General features: G+C 59.9%; 18 protein-coding genes. 7 read left to right on the top strand and 11 right to left on the bottom strand.

The window, feature by feature from the left end; all coding sequences use genetic code 11:
- Positions 1–358 precede the first annotated feature (358 nt).
- Entirely contained in the window at positions 359–799 is a 441-nt protein-coding gene (locus KW849_RS12275) for a hypothetical protein (protein WP_218429646.1), read from the bottom strand.
- Here KW849_RS12275 and trmL point away from each other — a divergent pair.
- Positions 798–1,253, top strand: a complete 456-nt coding sequence (trmL, locus tag KW849_RS12270; RefSeq protein WP_110751963.1) for a tRNA (uridine(34)/cytosine(34)/5-carboxymethylaminomethyluridine(34)-2'-O)-methyltransferase TrmL — start codon at positions 798–800, stop codon at positions 1,251–1,253. The two genes, KW849_RS12275 and trmL, sit on opposite strands and share 2 nt — an antisense overlap.
- Before the next feature lie 116 nt (positions 1,254–1,369).
- Here the strand turns inward: trmL and secB are convergent, their stop codons facing one another.
- The 3 genes from secB to KW849_RS12255 are packed head-to-tail and all read right to left on the bottom strand — an operon-like array spanning position 1,370 to position 2,581.
- Complete coding sequence (gene secB / locus KW849_RS12265; protein ID WP_008047739.1) at positions 1,370–1,855, bottom strand: protein-export chaperone SecB; 486 nt, start codon at positions 1,853–1,855, stop codon at positions 1,370–1,372.
- Positions 1,856–1,911: 56 nt separating this feature from the next.
- On the bottom strand, positions 1,912–2,166 hold the full coding sequence (grxC, locus tag KW849_RS12260) for a glutaredoxin 3 (protein ID WP_108216188.1): 255 nt from the start codon (positions 2,164–2,166) through the stop codon (positions 1,912–1,914).
- A gap of 1 nt (position 2,167) precedes the next feature.
- The gene (locus tag KW849_RS12255; RefSeq protein WP_108216187.1) at positions 2,168–2,581 is read right to left on the bottom strand and encodes a rhodanese-like domain-containing protein; all 414 of its coding nucleotides are present in this window, start codon (positions 2,579–2,581) and stop codon (positions 2,168–2,170) included.
- 153 nt (positions 2,582–2,734) lie between these two features.
- On the opposite strand from KW849_RS12255, the gene gpmI reads away from it, so the two are divergent.
- The 5 genes from gpmI to KW849_RS12230 all read left to right on the top strand — a co-directional run bounded on the left by gpmI (position 2,735) and on the right by KW849_RS12230 (position 9,351).
- Positions 2,735–4,264: a 2,3-bisphosphoglycerate-independent phosphoglycerate mutase gene (gene gpmI, locus KW849_RS12250; RefSeq protein WP_218429645.1), complete on the top strand. Its 1,530-nt coding sequence runs from the start codon at positions 2,735–2,737 to the stop codon at positions 4,262–4,264.
- A gap of 316 nt (positions 4,265–4,580) precedes the next feature.
- Positions 4,581–5,876 (top strand): murein hydrolase activator EnvC, encoded by a 1,296-nt coding sequence (locus KW849_RS12245; RefSeq protein ID WP_218429644.1) that lies wholly within the window; start codon positions 4,581–4,583, stop codon positions 5,874–5,876.
- A gap of 34 nt (positions 5,877–5,910) precedes the next feature.
- Positions 5,911–7,230 carry a S41 family peptidase gene (locus KW849_RS12240; RefSeq protein WP_218429643.1) on the top strand — a complete coding sequence of 440 codons (1,320 nt, stop codon included), beginning with the start codon at positions 5,911–5,913 and terminating at the stop codon, positions 7,228–7,230.
- 1 nt (position 7,231) lies between these two features.
- Positions 7,232–8,023 (top strand): divergent polysaccharide deacetylase family protein, encoded by a 792-nt coding sequence (locus KW849_RS12235; protein ID WP_218429642.1) that lies wholly within the window; start codon positions 7,232–7,234, stop codon positions 8,021–8,023.
- Between the two features lie 104 nt (positions 8,024–8,127).
- Entirely contained in the window at positions 8,128–9,351 is a 1,224-nt protein-coding gene (locus KW849_RS12230) for a serine protease (RefSeq protein WP_218429641.1), read from the top strand.
- A gap of 3 nt (positions 9,352–9,354) precedes the next feature.
- Here the strand turns inward: KW849_RS12230 and KW849_RS12225 are convergent, their stop codons facing one another.
- From KW849_RS12225 to KW849_RS12195, 7 genes are all read right to left on the bottom strand, one after another.
- Complete coding sequence (locus KW849_RS12225; RefSeq protein ID WP_218429640.1) at positions 9,355–10,110, bottom strand: ABC transporter substrate-binding protein; 756 nt, start codon at positions 10,108–10,110, stop codon at positions 9,355–9,357.
- Between the two features lie 72 nt (positions 10,111–10,182).
- On the bottom strand, positions 10,183–10,953 hold the full coding sequence (gene hisF, locus KW849_RS12220) for an imidazole glycerol phosphate synthase subunit HisF (RefSeq protein WP_007972752.1): 771 nt from the start codon (positions 10,951–10,953) through the stop codon (positions 10,183–10,185).
- Positions 10,954–10,962: 9 nt separating this feature from the next.
- A complete protein-coding gene (hisA, locus tag KW849_RS12215; RefSeq protein ID WP_007972753.1) occupies positions 10,963–11,700 on the bottom strand; it encodes a 1-(5-phosphoribosyl)-5-[(5-phosphoribosylamino)methylideneamino]imidazole-4-carboxamide isomerase in 738 nt (245 codons plus the stop codon).
- A gap of 42 nt (positions 11,701–11,742) precedes the next feature.
- Entirely contained in the window at positions 11,743–12,003 is a 261-nt protein-coding gene (locus KW849_RS12210) for a DUF2164 domain-containing protein (RefSeq protein WP_218429639.1), read from the bottom strand.
- Positions 12,004–12,642 (bottom strand): imidazole glycerol phosphate synthase subunit HisH, encoded by a 639-nt coding sequence (gene hisH / locus KW849_RS12205; protein WP_218429638.1) that lies wholly within the window; start codon positions 12,640–12,642, stop codon positions 12,004–12,006.
- Positions 12,642–13,235 (bottom strand): imidazoleglycerol-phosphate dehydratase HisB, encoded by a 594-nt coding sequence (gene hisB, locus KW849_RS12200; protein ID WP_003218037.1) that lies wholly within the window; start codon positions 13,233–13,235, stop codon positions 12,642–12,644. The genes hisH and hisB overlap by 1 nt, the downstream gene beginning before the upstream one ends.
- A 275-nt stretch (positions 13,236–13,510) precedes the next feature.
- The gene (locus KW849_RS12195; RefSeq protein WP_218429637.1) at positions 13,511–15,175 is read right to left on the bottom strand and encodes an OFA family MFS transporter; all 1,665 of its coding nucleotides are present in this window, start codon (positions 15,173–15,175) and stop codon (positions 13,511–13,513) included.
- A 230-nt stretch (positions 15,176–15,405) separates the two neighbouring features.
- Here KW849_RS12195 and KW849_RS12190 point away from each other — a divergent pair, with 230 nt between their 5' ends.
- On the top strand, positions 15,406–15,810 hold the full coding sequence (locus KW849_RS12190) for an acetyl-CoA sensor PanZ family protein (RefSeq protein WP_108216179.1): 405 nt from the start codon (positions 15,406–15,408) through the stop codon (positions 15,808–15,810).
- Positions 15,811–15,833 lie beyond the last annotated feature (23 nt).

Here is a 15,833-nt window from a genome sequence, read left to right as displayed (position 1 = left end):
ACCCTGCCTGCGTTCGCAATCGAACCCCTATTGAAAAAACACGAAAGCCCCGGATTACGGGGCTTTCGGCGTTTATACGCAGCTTTCTGTTTCAATTTGTTAAAACCTGGCACGTCCCCTGCAACAACCCTTTCAAGTGAATCAGTTCACCCACCCGATTTCGGGGACCTTGGTACAGGCAGGCCGGGGATTCCCCTCTTTACACCGGGCTCACATCGCATCCGCGACGAGCCCAGCCGTTTTGGGGTCCTTGGTACAGGCAGGCCGGGGATTCCCTCTTTACACCGGGTTCAGACGCGATGCGCGAACCCTCCCGTTTCGGGGACCTTGGTACAGGCAGGCCGGGGATTCCCCTCTTTTATTGCTCCCGGAGATGGATCTCCAGCCGCCAGTGGTCATCGACCTCGCTACCGGCCCACTCGCCCTGCAGGGGCCGGGCCGCCACCAGTGTCAGCAACAACCCCCCATCGCTCAAACGTACCCGCCAGTTCACGTCCTTGCCGCCGAGCTTGAGCTGGCCTTTCTGCGCCTTGCCCTCGGCGCCAAACAGCAGCGCGACACTGCCATCAACCATCTCGCCGTGGGTCTTGGGTTCGTTGTTGAACCACACCACCAGCCCGTCGCTCGTCTCCTCAACCTGCTGCAACCGGCTGGGGTCTGGCGTGGTCAGGCGACCGATCATCATCCCGACCATCACTCCGACAATCGCCAGCGAGCCCATTACCCGCAGGAATAGTTTCGAACGCACGCCTTCTGGCGGCGTAGAATGCGCGTCATCTTTACCTTCGGAGCCGTGCATGTTTCACGTCATCCTTTTCCAACCAGAAATTCCGCCGAATACCGGCAACGTTATCAGGCTGTGCGCCAACAGTGGCTGCCACCTGCATTTGATCGAACCGCTGGGCTTCGAGATGGACGACAAGCGCCTGCGCCGGGCCGGCCTCGATTACCACGAGTATGCCACCCTGCAACGCCACGCGGACCTTGCCAGCTGCCTGGAAAGCCTCGGCCATCCACGACTGTTCGCCTTCACCACCAAGGGTTCGCGGCCGTTCCACGATGCCAGCTTCGCCCCGGGCGATGCGTTCCTGTTCGGCCCGGAAAGCCGGGGCTTGCCGGCTGAAGTGCTCGATGCACTGCCGGCTGAACAACGTCTGCGCCTGCCGATGCGCGAGGGCTGCCGCAGCCTGAATCTGTCGAATACCGTGGCGGTGGCCGTTTACGAAGCCTGGCGTCAGAACGACTTCAAATAACACCCAAAAAAATGTGGGAGCGAGCTTGCTCGCGATGGAGGTGCATCAGTCAACATTGATGTTGAAGCTGCTGACCTCATCGCGAGCAAGCTCGCTCCCACAGTATTGAAACGCTTTTATTGTACGGTCGGCGTCTCGCCAGCTGCCTGCATGCGTTGCAGCTCTTGCGCGTACAGCGCATCGAAGTTCACCGGAGCCAGCATCAGTGCCGGGAACGAACCGCGGGTCACCAGGCTGTCCAGGGTTTCACGAGCGTACGGGAACAGGATGTTCGGGCAGAACGCACCCAGGGTGTGGCTCATCGAAGCGTCATCCAGGTTCTTGATCAGGAAGATCCCGGCCTGTTGCACTTCAGCGATGAACGCCACTTCGTCACCGTTTTTCACGGTAACCGACAGGGTCAGCACGACTTCGTGGAAGTCGGCTTCCAGCGTCTTCTGACGGGTGTTCAGATCCAGACCGACGCTCGGCTCCCACTGCTGGCGGAAGATCGCCGGGCTTTTCGGAGCTTCGAAGGACAGGTCACGCACATAAATGCGCTGCAAGGAGAATTGCGGAGCAGTTTCTTCTTCGTTCGCAGCAGTGTTCTGTTGGTCAGTCATCGCAGATCCTTCTTGATCCAGGGTTCTTTTAGGTTTGCTTGTTTGGGGTATTACCGTCAGGCCCTGAGCAGCGCGTCGAGCTTGCCGGCACGCTCCAGGGCGAACAAATCATCACAACCGCCCACGTGAGTGCTGCCGATCCAGATTTGCGGCACGGACGTACGACCGGCCTTCTGGGCCATCGCAGCGCGCACCTGCGGCTTGCCATCGACCTTGATCTCTTCGAAGGCCACGCCTTTGTTCTCGAGCAGGTACTTGGCTCGCGAGCAGAAAGGGCAGTAATCGCTGGAATAGACGACGACGCTACTCATATCACTTCACCAGCGGCAGATTGTCGGCTTTCCAGCTGGAGATACCGCCGGACAGCTTGGCGGCAGTGAAGCCGGATTTCATCAGTTCGCGGGCGTGGGTGCCGGCGGTCTGGCCCATGGCGTCGACCAGGATGATGGTCTTGGCCTTGTGTTTTTCCAGTTCGCCAACGCGGGCGGCCAGTTTGTCCTGGGGAATGTTCAGCGCGCCGACAATGTGACCGGCGGCGAAATCCTTGGTTGGACGAATGTCGATCACCACGCCTGCGTCCTTGTTGACCAGCCCGGTCAGTTCGCCGGTGCTCAGGCTACGGCCGCCGCCCTGCATTTGATAGGCAATCAGCAACGCCAGCAATACGACGAAGATACCGACGAGAATGTAGTGGTTAGTGGCGAATTCAATCAGGTGAGCAACCATCGAAGGAGGTTCCAGGGCGTTAAAATGTCGGCCAGTATACACAGCCACTATGGTGGGCCAAACCCCGTCCGGCGGTGACGCGGCCGGAACTTCGCTTTAAACTGCGACTCCCTTTTTCCATTACCCCTTTTACCTCAGCCACGAGTGGATTCCATGACTACCACGCCTAAACCTTTGGTCCTGATGATTCTCGACGGCTTCGGTCACAGTGACAGCCCCGAATCCAACGCCATCTATGCGGCCAAGAAGCCCGTACTCGACCGTTTGTGGGCCACCGTGCCTAACGGCCTGATCTCGGGCAGCGGCATGGACGTCGGCCTGCCGGATGGCCAGATGGGCAACTCCGAAGTCGGCCACATGAACCTCGGCGCCGGTCGCGTGGTGTATCAGGACTTCACGCGCGTCACCAAATCGATCCGCGACGGCGAGTTCTTCGAGAACCCGACCATCTGCGCCGCCGTGGACAAAGCCGTCGCCGCCGGCAAAGCCGTGCATTTCATGGGCCTGCTGTCCGATGGCGGCGTGCATAGCCACCAGGATCACCTGGTCGCCATGGCCGAACTGGCCTTCAAGCGCGGTGCGCAAAACATCTACCTGCACGCCTTCCTCGACGGCCGCGATACTCCGCCAAAAAGCGCGCAGTCGTCGATCGAACTGCTCGATGCGACCTTCCAGGCCCTGGGCAAAGGCCGGATCGCCAGCATCATCGGTCGCTACTACGCCATGGACCGCGACAACCGCTGGGACCGCGTGTCTCAGGCCTACAACCTGATCGTCGATGGCCAGGGCGAATTCAACGCCGCCACCGCCCAGGAAGGCCTGCAAGCAGCCTACGAGCGTGGCGAGAGCGACGAATTCGTCAAGGCCACCTCCATTGGTGAGCCGGTAAAGGTCGAAGACGGCGATGCCGTGGTGTTCATGAACTTCCGCGCCGACCGCGCCCGCGAACTGACCCGAGTGTTCGTCGAAGACAACTTCAGTGAGTTCGAGCGTGCCCGCCAGCCGAAACTGGCCGGTTTCGTCATGCTGACCCAATACGCCGCCAGCATCCCTGCGCCGTCGGCTTTTGCTGCCGGCAGCCTGGAAAACGTGCTGGGCGACTACCTGGCGAAAAACGGCAAGACCCAGCTGCGCATCGCTGAAACCGAAAAATATGCCCACGTGACCTTCTTCTTCTCCGGCGGCCGCGAAGAACCGTTCCCGGGCGAAGAACGCATCCTGATTCCATCGCCGAAAGTCGCCACCTATGACTTGCAACCGGAAATGAGTGCACCGGAAGTCACCGACCGCATCGTCGATGCCATCGAAAACCAGCGTTACGACGTGATCGTGGTCAACTACGCCAATGGCGACATGGTCGGCCACAGCGGCGTGTTCGAAGCGGCGGTCAAGGCTGTTGAATGCCTGGACCTGTGCGTGGGTCGCATCGTCGATGCACTGGAAAAGGTCGGTGGCGAAGCGCTGATCACGGCTGACCACGGTAACGTCGAGCAAATGTCCGATGAGACCACTGGCCAGGCGCACACTGCGCATACCACCGAGCCGGTACCATTCATCTATGTTGGCAAGCGCGACCTGAAGGTCCGCGAAGGCGGTGTGCTGGCGGACGTGGCGCCGACCATGTTGAAGTTGCTGGGCCTGGAACAACCGGCTGAAATGACCGGGACTTCGATTCTGGTCTGATTAGATCTTCCGAACGCCACAAAACCCTGTAGGAGCGAGCCTGTGTGGCGAGGGGGCTTGCCCCCGTTCGGCTGCGTAGCAGTCGTAAAACCATTGCATGCGGTGTACCTGATACACCGCTATTGCAGATTTTGGGGCCGCTTCGCGACCCAGCGGGGGCAAGCCCCCTCGCCACACAGGCTCGCTCCCACATTGGTTTTTGGGTGTTTTCAGGGGCAACTCTGCTCCAGTCATCACACAGTCAGAAATGGGCATTTTTTTTGCCGCCCATGGCGGGCATACTAGGCCGTCCCTTTCCCTGGTGCCGCCCGCCCCTATGCTTCGCGTCCTGATAGCCCTAGCCTTGACATGCCTGCTCCAACCGGCCTTTGCTGACGAGCGCGCAGACACCCAACAGCAGTTGGACGCCACGCGTCAGGACATTGCCGAGTTGAAGAAACTGCTGGGCAAGCTGCAGGAAGAGAAGTCCGGTGTGCAGAAAGAGCTCAAGGGCACCGAAACCGAAATGGGCAAGCTCGAGAAGCAGGTCGAAGCCCTGCAAAAAGAGCTGAAGAAAAGCGAAGCCGAGCTACAGCGCCTCGATGTGGAGAAAAAAAAACTCCAGAGCGCGCGCACTGAACAGCAACGACTGATCGCCATGCAGGCCCGGGCGGCCTACCAGAACGGTCGTCAGGAATACCTCAAGCTGCTGCTCAACCAACAAAATCCGGAAAAATTCGCCCGTACCCTCACCTATTACGACTACCTGAGCCAGGCTCGCCTGGAGCAGCTGAAAAATTTCAACGAAACCCTGCGCCAACTGTCAAATGTCGAGAAAGACATCGCCATGCAGCAGGCGCAATTGCTGGTGCAGCAAAGCAGCCTCGATACCCAGCGTGGCGAACTCGAGAAAGTTCGCCAGGAGCGCCAGAAAGTCCTGGCCAAACTCAATGACGACGTAAAGGCTCGCGATCAGAAACTGGCGGCTCGCGAGCAGGATCAGGCAGACCTGTCTAAAGTCCTTAAAACCATTGAAGAAACCCTGGCCCGCCAGGCCCGTGAGGCAGAAGAAGCGCGACAAAAAGCGCTGATTGCCCAGCAGGAAGCCGAAAAAAAGCGTTTACGTGAGGCCCAGGCGCAGGCAGATGCCAGCGACGATGCCCCACGCAAACCGATCAGATCGACACCAGGCGCACTGGTTTCCAGTTCCGGCGAGACCTTTGGCGGGCCGTTTGCGTCAACCCGCGGCAAACTTCCCTGGCCTGTCGACGGTCGACTGCTGGCGCGTTTCGGTGAAAGCCGTGGCGACGATGCCCGGACCAAGTGGGACGGCGTGATGATCGGCGCGTCTGCCGGCAGTGCGGTGCGTGCCGTACACGGTGGTCGCGTGGTGTTCGCCGACTGGTTGCGTGGCGCCGGGTTGCTGGTGATTCTCGACCACGGCAATGGTTATCTGAGTCTGTACGGTCACAACCAGACGCTGCTCAAGTCTGCGGGTGACGTTGTAAAAGCCGGTGAGCCTATTTCCACTGTCGGTAACAGTGGCGGGCAGGACACACCAGCGCTGTATTTCGCAATTCGTCAGCTGGGTCACCCGAGTGACCCCGCGCAATGGTGCCACGCGCAAGGATAGGCGTTGAGTTACCTACATTAGGAGTTCGTTCGACATGCTGTATTTGTCCCGCCTTACCTCGCTGGCCCTGACGATCGCCCTGGTGATCGGCGCGCCTCTGGCGTTTGCCGCTCAACCAGCCCCGGCGGTTGCGCCTGCAGGCACTGCTGCGACCACCAAGGCGCCACTGCCACTGGACGAGTTGCGCACCTTTGCCGAGGTGATGGACCGGATCAAAGCCGCTTATGTCGAACCGGTGGACGACAAGACCCTGCTGGAAAACGCCATCAAGGGCATGCTCAGCAACCTCGATCCGCATTCGGCCTACCTCGGCCCTGAAGATTTCGCCGAGTTGCAGGAAAGCACCAGCGGGGAATTCGGTGGCCTGGGTATCGAAGTCGGCGCCGAAGATGGCTTCATCAAAGTGGTGTCGCCCATCGATGACACCCCGGCCTCCAAGGCCGGCATCCAGGCCGGTGACTTCATCGTCAAGATCAACGGCCAGCCGACCCGCGGCCAGAGCATGACCGAAGCCGTCGACAAGATGCGCGGCAAGATCGGCCAGAAAATCACTCTGACCCTGGTGCGCGACGGCGGCACACCGTTCGACGTGACCCTGACCCGCGCTGTCATTCAGGTGAAGAGCGTGAAGAGCCAGTTGCTGGAGTCGGGCTACGGCTATATCCGCATCACCCAGTTCCAGGTCAAGACCGGCGAAGAGGTTTCCAAGGCCCTGGCCAAGCTGCGCAAGGACAACGGCAAGAAGCTCAAGGGCATCATTCTCGACCTGCGCAACAACCCGGGCGGGGTGTTGCAGGCGGCGGTCGAAGTGGTCGATCACTTCATCACCAAGGGCCTGATCGTTTACACCAAGGGCCGTATTGCCAACTCCGAGCTGCGCTTCTCTGCCACCGGCAAGGACGAAAGCGAAGCCGTGCCAATGGTCGTGCTGATCAACGGCGGCAGCGCTTCGGCTTCGGAAATTGTCGCCGGCGCCCTGCAGGACCAGAAACGCGCCGTACTGATGGGCACCACCAGTTTCGGCAAGGGCTCGGTACAGACGGTTCTGCCGCTCAACAACGAACGCGCATTGAAGATCACCACGGCGTTGTATTACACGCCGAACGGCCGCTCCATCCAGGCCCAGGGCATCGTCCCGGACATCGAAGTGCGCAAGGCCAAGATCACCAGCGAGCAGGACAGCGACTACTTCAAGGAAGCGGACCTGCAGGGTCACCTGGGCAACGGCAACGGCGGCGCCGACAAACCGACCGGTTCCAGCGGCAAAGCCAAGCCGATGCCACAGGACGATGATTACCAATTGGCCCAGGCCCTGAGCCTGCTCAAAGGGCTGAGCATCACGTCCGGCCGTTGAGATGCTTCTGCGGTTGCTGATCGGGCTGTTGTGTTGTCTGGCGGGTGTTGCTCACGCAGAACCCGCCGGATCGACGCCCCACAAAGCCTACCTGAGTCTGATCATCGATGACCTGGGGCAGAACCTGCCCCGGGATCGCCGCGTGCTGGCCCTGCCCGGCCCTGTGACCACGGCAATCATGCCCGACACGCCCCACGCCACCGAGTTCGCCCGCGAAGCCCGTCGCGCCGGCAAGATCGTCATTCTGCACATGCCTATGGATCCGGCCACCGGACCGTTCGCCTGGCATCCCGAGCTGCCCGTCGAGGAGCTGGAAAAACGCCTGAACGCCGCGTTCAAGATGGTCCCGTACACCAGCGGCATCAACAACCACATGGGCAGCCGCATGACCGCACAACCAGCGGCTATGGCATGGTTGATGGCGGACTTGCAACGACGACACAAGTTCTTCGTCGATAGCCGCACCAGCGCCCGGACCGTGGCCGCTGCCCAAGCGCAGAAGATCGGTCTGGCGAGCGTTTCGCGGGATGTGTTTCTCGATGATGAACGTACTGAAGCAGCAATCCTGACCCAGTTGCAGACCGCGATCAGCCTGGCGCACAAGCAGGGTTCGGCGGTGATGATCGGGCATCCGTATCCGCAGACCCTGGCAGTGCTGGAACGCGAATTACCCAAGCTCAAGGCCCAGGGGATCGAGTGGATTGATATCCGGCAGATGATCAGTGTGCGCGGCAATCGGGCGACGTCGGCGCATGGCAAGGATGGGGTGTACCGCCTCCCGGTCACCCCGTAATTCCTCGCAGCCCACTTCATTTCGCGATAACTATTTATATCTGTCAGCACACCGACGCGTGCCACCATGGCGCTCACCCTGAATTTCATCACCAAGGAATGGCCATGAAATACTTCAGCTACCTTTTTTCCACAGGCCTGATTGGCCTGCTGGCTACTTGCGCAGTGCAGGCCCGCGACCTGGGCGAAGGTGCCGTCAACGATTCACCTTCAAGAGCCCTGCACAACAGTGGGCATTTTTATGAAATCTGGAGCGGTGTGGGGCGACTCAGTCTGCAGTCGGGAGAATCCTGTAGTGCCGTTCTTCTGGACACGCGAAACAGGCAAGGCCGTGCTACCGGCCCTGCCTATCTACTCACCAGTGGTCATTGCGTGTTCTTTCAGTACGGTTCGGCGCGGACCAATCTGCCTTTGAAAGCCAGCGTCACCTTCCACTACTTTCATGACACGCCAAAACGTCAGCGCCAATACGCCATCCGAACCGCCCGATGGAGCAGTATGGTCGGGACCGATCTTGCAGTGCTCGAGGTCGAGGCCACATTGGCATCGCTCATACGGGCCGGAATCAATCCGCTCAAGCTGGCGTCCCATCAAACCGACGAGAGCCATGACGTGCTTAACGTTGGCGCGCCGAGCGGCTTTACCGAACAGGGGCTTCGATTGAGCGCCTGCGCTGAACAAACCGCCGGAACGTTCATCGATCACCCGGGGGTGTTCCCTTTGTCCATGAAAAACAGCTGCGACCTTCACGCTGGCAGCTCCGGCAGCCCGATGCTGAACCGCCGCACCAACGAAATCACCGGCATCGTCAGTAAAGTCGCGGTTTCGCGCAATACACCAGCGCCGCCCGGCTGTGAGCAATCGACGTCTTGCACGGCCGCCCGTTTCAACTACAGCTACTCTGCCAACTTCCTGCACAAGTGCTTTATTGACGGTGTTTTCACCAGCGATGGCGTGGACTGCTCGTTGGAGCCGGTCGAGTTGACTGTCACGGAGCCTTGGAAGCTCAAGTCATACGTTCATAGAACGCAAAATGCGGATGGGCAGATTGTATTACCTACCTGGGACTTCAGGTTCTCCCTCGAAGCGCCCTTCTATCGCTACAAAACAGTCCGTAACGCCAGGAACTGCAAAGCTTTCGACAATTACAGCACCACCATCAGCGCTGAAGACGCTTATATCAATACTGAAATCGGGCCACAAAGCGGCGCACATGCACTCTGCATTATCGGCGTCGGCTCCGCACAACAGAGCCTGACAAGGGCATCACTGAATAACGTGTTCACGAGGGCTGTGTATGCCGCTCCGTTTCAGGTTATATCGAGGTGATGATTACAGATACCGCGCCATGATGTCGTCCACCACACCTTCCTTGCGCAGCTGATCCAGCGCGGCTTGCAGCTTGGCGACGGTTTCGTCCGGCACGTTCTTGTTCAGCGCCAGGTACAGCTCGGCACTGTTGAATCGCAGCACGGTCTTGAGTCCGGTTACACCATCCTGCCGCGCCAGATACCGCCCGGCAGGATCACCGGTGGCCCACAGGTCGATCTGGCCGTTGACCAGTTTTTTCGCGTTGTCCTGATCACGCAACACAACGATCGGGTTGAGGCCTTGCTTGGCCAGCGTCTCGGCAATGGCGTCGCCCTTGTAGGCGCCGATCTTGTACTTGCGCGCATCATTCAAGGTTTCGAGGGTGATCTTGCTGTCAGCCTTGGCCAGCATGATCCAGTCGTCCGGGCCAATCGGACCGACCCATTTGAACAGCTTCTCGCGATCCGGCAACCGCGCCATGACGAATACGCCGTAACCGGGTTTTTCCAGGGTGAGTTTGTAGATTCGCTCCCAAGGGAAACGCAGCGTCAGGCTGTAGGTAATGTCGGCGCGCTTGAAGATCTCGCGGACGATATCAGTGGCGATGCCATTGATGTTCTCGTCCTGAGCGAAGTTCTTGCCGTTCTTCGCCATGTTGTATGGCGGGAAGTTTTCCGTCAGCAACACCAGGTCGGTATCGGAACGGTCTGCAGCGTGCGCCCCGTTAATGAGCAACAGAGAAGCACTGGCGAGAACGAGAAGAAAGCGTTTAAGCATATCTGGCTACCGAAATCCATGGCGTACCCAAGAGTGCCTTGGGCCCGCCATGATGTCCACCAGCCTGTATGTTTAGCGCATCACTATTCCGCGATGGGCCATATAGGCCTTGGCTTCCTGCACGGTGTATTCGCCGAAGTGGAAAATACTTGCCGCCAATACCGCACTGGCGTGGCCTTCGATAATGCCGTCGGCCAGGTGCTGCAGGTTGCCGACACCGCCGGAGGCAATCACCGGAATGCCCAGCGCATCGCTGATGGCGCGGGTGACGCCCAGGTCGAAGCCGTTTTTCATGCCGTCCTGGTCCATGCTGGTCAGCAGGATTTCGCCGGCGCCCAGGCCTTCCATTTTTTTCGCCCACTCAACGGCGTCGAGACCGGTTGGCTTGCGACCGCCATGGGTGAAGATTTCCCAGCGCGGGGTTTCGCCCGGTCCGGAAACCTTCTTCGCGTCAATGGCCACCACGATGCATTGCGAACCGAAATGCTGCGCGGCTTCGCCGACGAATTCCGGGTTGAACACAGCTGCGGTGTTGATCGAAACCTTGTCCGCACCGGCATTGAGCAGGTTGCGGATGTCCTGCACGGTGCGCACGCCACCGCCCACGGTCAGCGGGATGAACACCTGGCTGGCCATGCGCTCGACGGTGTGCAGCGTGGTGTCGCGGCCATCGACACTGGCGGTGATGTCGAGAAAGGTAATCTCGTCGGCACCCTGCTCGTCGTAGCGACGGGCAATTTCCACCGGGTCACCGGCGTCGCGGATGTTTTCGAATTTCACACCCTTGACCACCCGGCCGTTGTCCACGTCCAGGCAAGGGATGATGCGTTTGGCCAGCGCCATGATCAGTCCTCAGCCTTTGTACGAATCGCAGAAAGCTTGCGCTTCAGCGACATCGAGGGTGCCTTCGTAGATCGCACGACCCGTGATCGCACCGATGATGCCTGGCGCCTTGGCGTCGAGCAGGGTCTTGATGTCACCCAGGTTGTGGATGCCGCCGGAAGCGATCACCGGGATCTTGGTGGCTGCAGCCAGTGCAGCGGTGAACGGTACGTTGCAGCCCTGCATCATGCCGTCTTTGGCAATGTCGGTATAAACGATCGCGGAAACGCCGTCGGCTTCGAATTGCTTGGCCAGATCAATCACCTGGATGGTGCTGATTTCAGCCCAGCCGTCGGTGGCGACAAAGCCGTCTTTGGCATCCAGACCGACGATCACCTTGCCCGGGAACGCGCGGCAGGCTTCAGCGACGAAGGCTGGATCTTTCACGGCCTTGGTGCCGATGATCACGTAGCTCACGCCCGCTTTCACGTAGTGCTCGATGGTTTCCAGCGAGCGGATACCGCCGCCGATCTGGATCGGCAGGTTCGGGTAGCGCTTGGCGATGGCGGTGACCACCTCGCCGTTGACTGGCTGGCCTTCGAACGCGCCGTTCAGGTCGACCAGATGCAGACGGCGGCAACCGCCCTCCACCCACTTGGCAGCCATGCTCACCGGGTCATCGGAGAACACCGTGGAATCTTCCATACGGCCCTGGCGCAGACGAACACAGGCACCGTCTTTAAGATCGATAGCGGGAATAATCAGCATCTGGCAAACCTTCAAATTTGAATGTTCAGCTTGGCTCGGAAATCAGTTTTTCTCGAGCGCCCACAGGTCGCTTTCGATGCTTTCGAACCTCTCTTTGAGGTGCGCCTGCACATCGAAAATCGCCCTGTTGTAATAGTGCGGAGCAATTTCACGGGTAAACAGCTCAAGAATCTCCGCCGCCTCGAACGAGCCGAGGACGAGTTCGAAGCGGTCTTCCATGAAACGCTTGATCTTGCGATTGGCCTCGTTCTCCTGCTCGGGAGTGAGGGTCAGAATCGGCGGCTTGGACTTCTTGGTTGCCATTTACCAGCGACCGTCCCACGCAGCGAAGTTCTGCAGCAACTGCAGGCCATGGGTATGGCTTTTCTCCGGGTGGAACTGCACGGCGAAACGCGAGCCTTCGGCCAGCGCCGCGGCGAAATCGACACCGTAGTGACCGCCACCCACCACCTGCCGCGCGTTGGCGGCAGCGATGTAGTAGCTGTGCACGAAGTAGAACCGCGCCATGTCCGGAATGTCGTGCCACAGCGGGTGACTGACCTTCTGCTTCACTTCGTTCCAGCCCATGTGCGGGACTTTCAGGTGTTCGCCGTCTTCGACCAGATCCTTGCCGAAGAACTTCACCTGGCCCGGGAACAGGCCGATGCAGTCGACGCCGTCGTTCTCTTCGCTGGTGTCGAGCAAGGCTTGCATGCCCACGCAGATGCCGAGGAACGGACGGTCCTGGCTGACTTCACGCACCAGCGAATCGAAGCCGAGGCGACGGATCTCCGCCATGCAATCGCGAATCGCGCCGACGCCAGGGAAAACCACCCGGTCGGCTTCGCGAATCACGTTCGCATCGCTGGTGATCAGCACCTTGCCGGCACCGACGTGCTCAAGGGCCTTGGCCACCGAATGCAGGTTGCCCATGCCGTAATCGATAACCGCGACTGTCTGCATTACAGGACGCCCTTGGTCGATGGCATTTGCCCGGCCATGCGGTCATCGAGCTCCACGGCCATGCGCAGGGCGCGGCCGAAAGCCTTGAACACGGTTTCGATCTGGTGGTGGGTGTTGGTGCCACGCAGGTTATCGATGTGCAGGCTGACCAATGCATGGTTGACGAAGCCCTGGAAGAATTCCTGGAACAGGTCAACGTCGAAGCCGCCCACGGTGGCGCGGGTGTACGGCACGTGCATCTGCAGGCCTGGGCGACCGGAGAAGTCGATCACCACGCGCGACAGCGCTTCATCGAGCGGCACGTAGGCGTGGCCGTAGCGACGGATGCCTTTCTTGTCGCCGATGGCTTTGGCAAACGCCTGGCCGAGGGTGATACCGACGTCTTCCACCGTGTGGTGATCATCGATATGCAGGTCGCCCTTGCTGACAATATCCAGGTCGATCAGCCCGTGACGGGCGATCTGGTCCAGCATGTGCTCAAGAAAAGGAACACCGATATCGAATCGGGCCTTTCCGGTGCCATCGAGGTTGATCGAGGCTTTGATCTGGGTTTCCAGAGTGTCGCGCTCGACAGACGCCTTACGTTCGGCCATCACCAGCTCCGCAAAATCATTGGGCGAAAAAGGCAGTCATTATAGGGGCGCGGGCGCCAAACAGAAACACGTGAGGTGATATCCCTGACGGAGTGAATTCTGGGGTGCCGACGATAGACATGTCCATACAAGCCATTTCAGCCCCCCCAAAACAACTGTAGGAGCAGCCGGTCGACGCTCGACTGCTCGCGATGAGGCCCTCACATTCAACATCATTGTCGACTGTCGGACCGCTATCGCGAGCAGGCTCGCTCCTACAAGGGTGATGCGTTTACTTAGTGAAACAGCACCGCGGTTTTTTGCAAGGTCACCCACACACCCCACGCCAGCGGAATGCCCACCACCAGCCACGCCGCAATCGCCAGCGGCTTCGTACCCGGAGCGGCTTTCCACTCCAGCACGGTGCTGCTGTCGGCACCTTTGTCATGGCCCAGCGCCTGTTCGGCAGCCAGTTCGGCGTCGGTCATGAAGTACTTGTCCGCCACCGGACGCACCAGCAGGTTGCACAGGAAACCCAGCACCAGCAGGCCGGCGAGGATGTACAGGGTGATGTCGTACGCCGCTGCGCGCTCGACGCCGATGCTCAGCTGATACTCACGCAGATAGTTCACCAGCACTGGACCGAGCACGCCGGCAGCCGCCCACGCCGTCAGCAGGCGACCATGGATCGCACCGACCATTTGCGTACCGAACAGGTCCGCCAGATACGCCGGAACAGTCGCGAAACCACCGCCATACATCGACAGGATGATGCAGAACGCCGCCACGAACAGCGCGACATTGCCCAGGTGGCCGAGGTTCGGAATCAGTGCGTACAGGGCAAATCCCAGGGCGAAGAACACGAAGTAGGTGTTTTTGCGGCCCAGGTAATCCGAGAACGAAGCCCAGAAGAAACGCCCGCCGATGTTGAACAGACTCAGCAAACCGGTGAAACCGGCAGCAATGGCGGCAATCGAAGCCAGTTGTGAAGCATCGAGTTGACCGAATGCCAGGTCATTGCCCAGCAACTTGCCACCGAACACTTCCTGCAACAGCGGCGACGCCATGCCGAGGATGCCGATACCGGCCGATACGTTCAGGCACAGCACCAGCCACACCAGACGGAACTGCGGCGTCTTCCAGGCCACATTCACGTGAACATGACGATGAGTGATCATTGCGTTCGAGGCTTTTTTCGCCGGGGCGGTCCAGCCTTCAGGCTTCCAGCCGGTTGGCGGGACGCGGTAGGACAATGCGCCACCGATCATGAACACGAAGTAGATGGCGGCCATCACCAGGAAGCTCTGCCACACGCCGACGCTGGTTGGCGAAGCGAAATGCCCCATCAACGCCGCCGCCAGTGGAGCACCGACCATTGCGCCGCCGCCGAAGCCCATGATCGCCATGCCGGTCGCCATGCCGCGCTTGTCCGGGAACCACTTGATCAGGGTCGACACCGGCGAAATGTAGCCCAGGCCCAGGCCGATACCGCCAATGACCCCGGAGCCGATCCACATCAGCCAGATCTGGTGGGTATACACCCCCAGCGCCGAGATCAGCAGACCACCACACCAGCACAGCGCCGATACAACACCGGCCTTGCGCGGCCCGGCATGTTCCAGCCAGCCACCCCAGATGGCGGCCGAGCAACCCAGGAAGATGAAGAACAGGGTGTAGATCCAGCCGAGCATCGAGATCGGCCAGTCACACTGGGACGAAAAGACTTGCGCGATAAAACTCATGTCTGGCGCGCAGGCCACTGGAGCGGTGATGCCCAGTGCCTTGGACAGCGGCAACCAGAACACCGAAAAGCCGTAGGCCATGCCGATGCACAAGTGGATGGCCAACGCGGCCGGTGGTACCAGCCAGCGGTTGAAACCGGGCTTGGCGATGATCCGTTCCTTGGACAGGAACGCTGACTGGTCGGCGCTGAAGCCGTCCGCCGTGATGCTCGTGGTCATTGTGTATCCCCCAATTATCAGTAGGGTTCGCCAGCCACGGTTCACTCCCGGCCTTGATACACGCAGGCATGACCGTTTTTTGGTGGAGCACCTTGTTGTGCGACAACAGGTCGCAGAAGGACGGACGAACGGGCAAAGGTTACCATCTGCAAGTGACAGAAAAACCAAACTGACATCACCTTTTGTACGTCATCCGATCTCCATCGCCTCATAACCTCACGGGAGTCACCATGCCGATCATTGTCGAGCCGCTGAACCAAGCCACTGCCCAGGATCGGCAGGATCTGCACAAGATCTACCACGACGCCCCGGACTGGCTGTTCGCGCCGTTTTCCGGGGAAGCGCAGTTGATCGAAGACTGTTTGCGCGACGGCACACTGATTGCCGGACGCTTCAATGATCGCCTGCTGGGCGCGGCCCGCTTGCAAAGGCACCAAGACGCCTGGCACTTGTCCCAAATATGTGTGCGAAAAATTACCCGTCGCCGTGGGGTTGCCGAGCGACTGGTCGCCGAAGCCCGGAAAATGGCCGAGCAATCGGGCATGACGCTGCGCTTGCTGGCGCCTGCCGGGCATCTGGAGGCGCAAGCACTGGCGGCCAAGTTGAAACTGCCGCTGGATGTACTGCCGACGTGATCGCTGACCGGCCGTCTGTTCGG

The organism is Pseudomonas sp. PDM26 (assembly GCF_019219185.1).
In the GTDB taxonomy this organism is placed as follows: Bacteria; Pseudomonadota; Gammaproteobacteria; order Pseudomonadales; family Pseudomonadaceae; genus Aquipseudomonas.
This window is presented reverse-complemented; position numbering and strand designations above follow the sequence as displayed.

Coding starts and splice junctions, on each gene's coding strand:
- trmL (WP_110751963.1), top strand. CDS start 798: ATGTTTCACGTCATCCTTTTCCAACCAGAAATTCCGCCGAATACCGGC.
- KW849_RS12275 (WP_218429646.1), bottom strand. CDS start 799: ATGCACGGCTCCGAAGGTAAAGATGACGCGCATTCTACGCCGCCAGAA.
- secB (WP_008047739.1), bottom strand. CDS start 1,855: ATGACTGACCAACAGAACACTGCTGCGAACGAAGAAGAAACTGCTCCG.
- grxC (WP_108216188.1), bottom strand. CDS start 2,166: ATGAGTAGCGTCGTCGTCTATTCCAGCGATTACTGCCCTTTCTGCTCG.
- KW849_RS12255 (WP_108216187.1), bottom strand. CDS start 2,581: ATGGTTGCTCACCTGATTGAATTCGCCACTAACCACTACATTCTCGTC.
- gpmI (WP_218429645.1), top strand. CDS start 2,735: ATGACTACCACGCCTAAACCTTTGGTCCTGATGATTCTCGACGGCTTC.
- KW849_RS12245 (WP_218429644.1), top strand. CDS start 4,581: ATGCTTCGCGTCCTGATAGCCCTAGCCTTGACATGCCTGCTCCAACCG.
- KW849_RS12240 (WP_218429643.1), top strand. CDS start 5,911: ATGCTGTATTTGTCCCGCCTTACCTCGCTGGCCCTGACGATCGCCCTG.
- KW849_RS12235 (WP_218429642.1), top strand. CDS start 7,232: ATGCTTCTGCGGTTGCTGATCGGGCTGTTGTGTTGTCTGGCGGGTGTT.
- KW849_RS12230 (WP_218429641.1), top strand. CDS start 8,128: ATGAAATACTTCAGCTACCTTTTTTCCACAGGCCTGATTGGCCTGCTG.
- KW849_RS12225 (WP_218429640.1), bottom strand. CDS start 10,110: ATGCTTAAACGCTTTCTTCTCGTTCTCGCCAGTGCTTCTCTGTTGCTC.
- hisF (WP_007972752.1), bottom strand. CDS start 10,953: ATGGCGCTGGCCAAACGCATCATCCCTTGCCTGGACGTGGACAACGGC.
- hisA (WP_007972753.1), bottom strand. CDS start 11,700: ATGCTGATTATTCCCGCTATCGATCTTAAAGACGGTGCCTGTGTTCGT.
- KW849_RS12210 (WP_218429639.1), bottom strand. CDS start 12,003: ATGGCAACCAAGAAGTCCAAGCCGCCGATTCTGACCCTCACTCCCGAG.
- hisH (WP_218429638.1), bottom strand. CDS start 12,642: ATGCAGACAGTCGCGGTTATCGATTACGGCATGGGCAACCTGCATTCG.
- hisB (WP_003218037.1), bottom strand. CDS start 13,235: ATGGCCGAACGTAAGGCGTCTGTCGAGCGCGACACTCTGGAAACCCAG.
- KW849_RS12195 (WP_218429637.1), bottom strand. CDS start 15,175: ATGACCACGAGCATCACGGCGGACGGCTTCAGCGCCGACCAGTCAGCG.
- KW849_RS12190 (WP_108216179.1), top strand. CDS start 15,406: ATGCCGATCATTGTCGAGCCGCTGAACCAAGCCACTGCCCAGGATCGG.